Origin of the sequence: Tessaracoccus lubricantis (genome assembly GCF_039544535.1) — a bacterium.
Taxonomy (GTDB): Bacteria; Actinomycetota; Actinomycetes; order Propionibacteriales; family Propionibacteriaceae; genus Arachnia; species Arachnia lubricantis.
On record NZ_BAABLV010000022.1, the window covers coordinates 1 to 5738 of the forward strand.

4 protein-coding genes and 1 pseudogene are annotated in these 5738 nt (G+C 60.2%); 1 reads left to right on the top strand and 4 read right to left on the bottom strand.

The features are described from left to right. The 4 genes and pseudogenes from ABEA30_RS07455 to ABEA30_RS07470 form a co-directional block, all read right to left on the bottom strand. Positions 1-365, bottom strand: a pseudogene (locus tag ABEA30_RS07455) (IS21 family transposase); the annotation flags it as partial. An 858-nt stretch (positions 366-1223) separates the two neighbouring features. Then, positions 1224-2243, bottom strand: a complete 1020-nt coding sequence (locus ABEA30_RS07460) for an N-acetylglucosamine-6-phosphate deacetylase (protein WP_345581324.1) — start codon at positions 2241-2243, stop codon at positions 1224-1226. Continuing rightward, a complete protein-coding gene (locus ABEA30_RS07465; RefSeq protein WP_345581327.1) occupies positions 2244-3212 on the bottom strand; it encodes a Gfo/Idh/MocA family protein in 969 nt (322 codons plus the stop codon). It abuts the gene before it with no gap. 10 nt (positions 3213-3222) lie between these two features. Then, positions 3223-4494 (bottom strand): AGE family epimerase/isomerase, encoded by a 1272-nt coding sequence (locus ABEA30_RS07470; protein ID WP_345581330.1) that lies wholly within the window; start codon positions 4492-4494, stop codon positions 3223-3225. A 78-nt stretch (positions 4495-4572) separates the two neighbouring features. On the opposite strand from ABEA30_RS07470, the gene ABEA30_RS07475 reads away from it, so the two are divergent. Next, on the top strand, positions 4573-5562 hold the full coding sequence (locus tag ABEA30_RS07475; RefSeq protein WP_345581333.1) for a LacI family DNA-binding transcriptional regulator: 990 nt from the start codon (positions 4573-4575) through the stop codon (positions 5560-5562). Positions 5563-5738: the final 176 nt, after the last annotated feature.

The following is a 5738-nucleotide window of genomic DNA, read 5'->3' on the forward strand; positions in this document are numbered from 1 at the left end:
TGGTAGGTCTTGCAGAACCGGTCATAGCCCATCGCCGGCACCCGCTCCGCGGCGCACGAGTCGGTGTATTCGCCGTGGAGCAGTTTCAGCGTGACCCCGACCCTGGCCATCTCCCTGTGGACCTGGTCCCAGTCCGGGGAAGCGAACACCGTGTCGTGCTCACCCCGCCCCGGGAACAACAGGCGATAGACCTCGTCGTTGCTGCGCTGGGAGACGTCGTCCCACGACACCCCCGCGGTGTCGGCGGCCTCGAACACCGCCATCACGCTCTTACGCGACATCTGCTGGGACGCGGCGATCGCCCGCCCCGACAGGCCCTCGGCGCGAAGCTGCAACACCAGCTTCGCCCTGATCTTTCGTACCATCGAAGAATCTCCTTCCGCCGCGTGCCCTATACACACGGCGGGAGGAGCCTAGAATCCAGCGGCCCCCAACCACGCCACTGCCGGCCCCCAACGAGACGATCACCGCCGCCAGCCAGTGGCCCCCAAACACACGATCAGCGGCCCCCAGCAGCGCTGATATTCAGCTGGCCTGGATGTGGGCAAGGACGCGGGGTACGTGGCATGCGTCGGGCGGAGACGCGTACTGCTCGGACCACGACGGGGTCCTTGCTGTTGATGCGTGACTGGTTGGTGGAGGTCTCTCGTTTTCCCTGGGGCTGCGCATCTGGCGTTGTGGGCCGGGCTGTCGCCAAGCGATCTACGAGTCGGCTGGTAGTCATCGGCCGGTGGGGACGCGGCATGAGAACAAGTGGTTGTGCGCGACGCTGGTGGTGCTGTTGCTCATTCGATCTTGGTGGCGGTCTCTCACATGCTCAGCAAAGGACGAGCCTACCAAGGATCTCGGGCCTGACCAGCCCACGGTGTCCCGGGCGCTACGGGGTCATCCAGGCGAAGCTAAGTGGGATGTCTTGGGCCTGACGACGATTCGGTTCGACTTTGAGGAGCTCGCCACACCAATGCCGTCGGCGTGCTGATGAATTGAATCAACAGCGCCCGAAGCGTGGGCGGAGGTTCGCGTCATCGAGCCAACGCTGGTGCGGGGGGCACGCACGCCCCGCGACCCTTTTCGCGGGCAGGGTTTAGATCGATCGGTGGCTGGCAAGGCGAGTGTGTCTGGCAGCTCAGCCACGCGACCTCCGTGACGAAAAAGACCCTCGTCCAACCTCTCAGAGATCGCAGAGCCAAGTCTCGTCGGCGGTCGCGATGCACCTTCCGCCGTCACCCGGTCACTGTTTCTCCGGCAATCTTTACCGCCAACACCTGCCAACCGCTTCCGGCAAGGTTGAGAGTCACCTCATCGTTGTCGTGCAGGCCCAATAGCTCACGAGGGTTCTTGCTGGCCATATCCCATATTTCGTCCGCCGTGAAGGGCAGATTCTTGGCTGCCCAGTTGACACAGTCGAGCAGTGTGGCACCGGAACCGGCCAAGAGAGGCGAGTTCTCAAGCCGAATGGCCCCGTCCGCGCCCACTACCACTCGTCCTCCGACAGGTGTCACGTAGGTTCCGGGCGGAGAGCCCGCCAGCGCTGCTGAGTCACTAACGATGATCGACCGGTTGACACCTTTCGCACGGATCATGCTGGTAGCCGCCTCTGGAGGGAGGTGGTATCCGTCCGTGATGAACATGGCTGTCAGGGTGTCCTCGGCGAGTTGGCTCCAGATCTGGTTCGGGTGTCTCTTGATCGTTGCTGGAATTCCGTTGCCCAGGTGCGTGCTGAGGCTGCATCCGGCAGCGACGGCTGCGCGAATGTCCTGGGCCGTGGCTGACGAGTGTCCTATCGACGCAATGACCCCGGCCCGGGTTACGTGTTCAATGTATTCCAACGCTCCGGGCAGTTCTGGTGCCACGGTCACGATCCTGATTATTTCCTCAGTGGCTTCCTGTAGTTGGTCGAAAAGTGCTGTGTTGGGAAGCTGGAGGTGGTCGGAATCATGCGCACCGCGGGCACCATCGACGGGGGAGAGATGTGGGCCTTCAACGTGGATGCCGATGATGCTTGCTGCGACGAGAGGGTCTTCGCGGCGTGCTTGGGCAATACTGCGTGCAGATTGGAGCATGCGGGAGCGGGGGCCAGTGATGATGGTTGGTAGGAACTTGGTTGTTCCTGCTCCCCAGAGCGCTCTGGTGAGATGTGCGATTTCGTCAGGTGTGACGGAGGGTGAGTTCACATCGTGTCCCATGTACCCGTTGACTTGGAGATCAACGAGCCCGGGTCTGACCTCTTTGATGATCCTCATCTAGTTGGTAGACCTAGCGAGTGCGTCCTCGACGAGTTGGACGGCTTCTACTGCGCGCATTCCGTCCTCGCCAGAGATGGGAGTTGGTCCGCCTGTGCGTGCTGCGGCTATGAACGCCTCGACCTCTCGCCGCAGGTTTCCTCCCGAGACTGCAGCATCGAATGTCCAGTTGTGGGTGTCTATGCGCTTGGTGCGTGGATTGTCATCTGTGACGATCTCGAGTTCTTGGGTGGAGAGATCGAGTAGCGCCATTCCTGTGTCGCCGAATACCTCGATCCCGGCGAGTGCGCTTCGTTGGGCGTCAGGGTGGAGGAGCCAGTGGTTTTCGACGAGGGCTAGTGTGCCGTCTTCAAGCTCCAGACTGGCTATCGATAGGTCCCAGTGACTCCCGAAGATCTTCTTGCCCGTTGCAGAGACGCTTCGGATCTCGCGCTGGGTGAGCCAGAGGAGCAGGTCAAGGTCGTGAACTCCTAAGAATGCGCTCACTGAGACTCGTTCGCCGACCCTCTTGGCTCCCATCGTTGAGTTGCTGCGATGGATCCTTAGATACCTCAAGTTGCCGAATTCCTGAGCGTCTAGCCGGCGCTTCAGTTCTTGGATCCGATGGTCGAAGCGCAGCACATGGCCGACCATGAGCCTTCCTGGTTCGGTCTGGGCTTCCAGGATTGTTTGGCAGTCAGCTAGAGATGTAGCTAGTGGCTTCTCGACCAGGACGTAGCTACCTGCTTGTAGGAAGGCTACCGCTGGCTCCGTGTGGAGATGGTCAGGGAGCGCGATGATGGCTGCGTCGGTGGTGCCCACGATCTCTTGCCAGGTCTGTGTGACGGTGATGCCGTGGGCGGCAGCCATCATTTCCGCCCGATCCCTGTCGGCTTCGACTCCCAGAACATTCTCGGGGCCGACCAGGTCGGTGACGATTCTGACGTAGTACTCGCCCATGAGTCCAAGTCCGATGATGCCAACTCTCATTTTCTGATTCCTATCCAGTGCTTGGTGGCGGATCTGACTGCAGTTGCGGCTTGCTCAATTCGATGACCTGTAGCAAGTTGCGGATGAGGTGGTAGGGGTCCTTCAGTGGCAGAGCAACGACCTCATCTAGTGGATGGCCGCGGCGATCCCGGATCTGGATCCACTCTTTTCCTTCGCCCCGCGCCGGGAATGTGGCGCGTGTGTAATCCCAGATCCGATTTCTCCACTGGATCAGGCGCTGATCGCCACTTCGATGGGCTAGGAGGGCTGTTGTCCAAGTCGCCTCTGAATGGACCCACCAGAGCTTCGTCGCCCATGTGCGCCTCACTAGATCCTCATATGGAATTCCCAAGAGTGACCCGTGAGGGGGGCCGCCTTCGGCGTCTGTGTACCGAAGAATCCCCCCGAACTGGTCATCCCAGCCGAGTTCACAGAGGGCTACCGCCTGCTCAACGATCTGCGCTTCGATGGTTGCACCCTCTTCAAGAGCGAGTGCCATCATCCAAAGTCCTTCCAAGCTATGGCCGGGCGTGCGGTGTCGTTTCAGGAGTGATGCTGGATCCAGCTCCTCGCTAAGGACCTCGTTGTAGAGCCCATCGGATCGAGCGAAGCTCCAGACATCTTCCACGGCTCTTTTGAGAGCATCATCCTGGCGCTCCATGCCTAGAGCTGCACGCGCGGCTGCCATGTCGAGCTCAACATTCAGAAGGATCATGCTCACCCCGTAGGGGCGCACGTTCCGGGGGAGTTGATAGGGCGCGGTGGGGATCTCAGGCAGGCGGGATGTTTCTGTCGCAGCATGGAGAATCTTCTCAGCGAGTTTGTACCAGCGAGGGTCTTCTGACACTTGGGCGACTCGGGCGAACCCCATTGCGGCGAAGCAGTCGGCATAGACGCTCGGAGTCTGCTGACCGGCCGGCTCTCCGGACCGTTCTAGGACGTAATGGGTAGTGAAGTCAGGCCGGATTGCGTACTTGTAGAGGAATTCGGCGCCGCGGATGGCGTCTGAGATGAGTTCATCCGCGTCAAGCGGCAAACTGCCGTCCCGCGCAGCCTGTGCGAGCATGCTGCAGACGGCTATGAAACGACCCTGTGACCAGGTGTACTTCGCGTCTGAGACGAACTGTCCGCGGTTGTCGTAACACGTGAAGTAGCCACCGAAGGTGCGATCGATGGAGTTGGGTATCCAGAAAGGCAGGATCTCGTCTAGGAGGTGGCTTCTTGCTTGACTGGACATGCGTAGAACATCAGCCTGCTGGCTATCCCTGGTGAGATCGGGCATCCTTGCCGCTCCAATACTGCAACCGGTTGTAGTAGGATTCATTATGCTAATTTTGGCTGTGCTTTGCAAGGAGAAGTGATGGAGCGGCCTACGATCTACTCCCTTGCGGAGCAATTGCGGATTTCTCCTTCCACGGTTTCCAGGGCGTTCTCGGACCCGGGCAAGGTACGTCGGGAGTTGAGGGAGCAGATCCTCCTGGCCGCGGAGAAGGCCGGGTACTATCCCCACAATGCAGCCAGAGCTTTGTCCACTGGACGAAGCGGGCTGGTAGGCGTCCTAATGCCGGATGTGACGAACCCGTTCTTCCCCCAGTTGTTGTCGGGGCTTATCAAGGCAGCAAGACGGAGGGAAGCCGAGTTGCTCTTCATCGACTCGGCTGAGGCGTCACAGTCTGAGACGAGACTTGTGGCCCGAGTCCAAGGACAGGTCGATGCCTTCATTTTCGCTTCTCCGCGTTCTCCTGTGGAAGACCTCGTCAGCGCAATCGGGAACAAGCCAGTTACATGCATCAATCGCATCGTGGAGGGGGTGTCATCAACCTATGTTGATGATGATGATGCGATTCTCGGGGCTGTTGCGCACTTGCGGATGCTTGGTCATGAACGGGTCGCTCTGGTTGGTGGTCCTTCGAACTCGTGGACTGCACAGCGTCGAGCGGCCGCTGCTCTCTCTGCAGCTTCAAGCTTGGGCATCGAACTCGTTCATCTCGGGAGTTTTCCGGCATCCTTCGACGGAGGGCTCCAATCCGCGCCGGCCGTAGTGCGGTCTCGGGCGACGGCAGTGTTGGCATTTGATGACGTCAGCGCATTCGGGGTCGTTTCTGGACTGGCCGCAATGGGACTCCATGTCCCGGGTGATGTGAGCGTGGTTGGGTGTGATGACGTGCCATTCGCATCGATGATGACTCCCCAGTTGACGACCATTACTGCGCCCGTGCGCCAAGTTGCAGAAGCTGCGGTGGACCTTCTCTACCGGTTGATACAACACGGTGTCGCCGAGGCCGGGACAGTAATCCCTTTCAGGTCCGCCTTCGTGGTGCGGGGAACGACTTCCGCGCGGCCTGCCTGAGAACAGGGAGGACGTTCCCGATTTCAATCGGGCCTTGTCCTTGACGAGGCTGCAACCGGATGCATAAAATTGCAGAATCATCTAGGCGCATGCGGGAGGTGATGCGGCTCTTCGTACCTGAGCGTGGGGTGAGCGGGGATCCGATGGCGGGCGTGTCGGCGGGGTGAAGGGGGTCG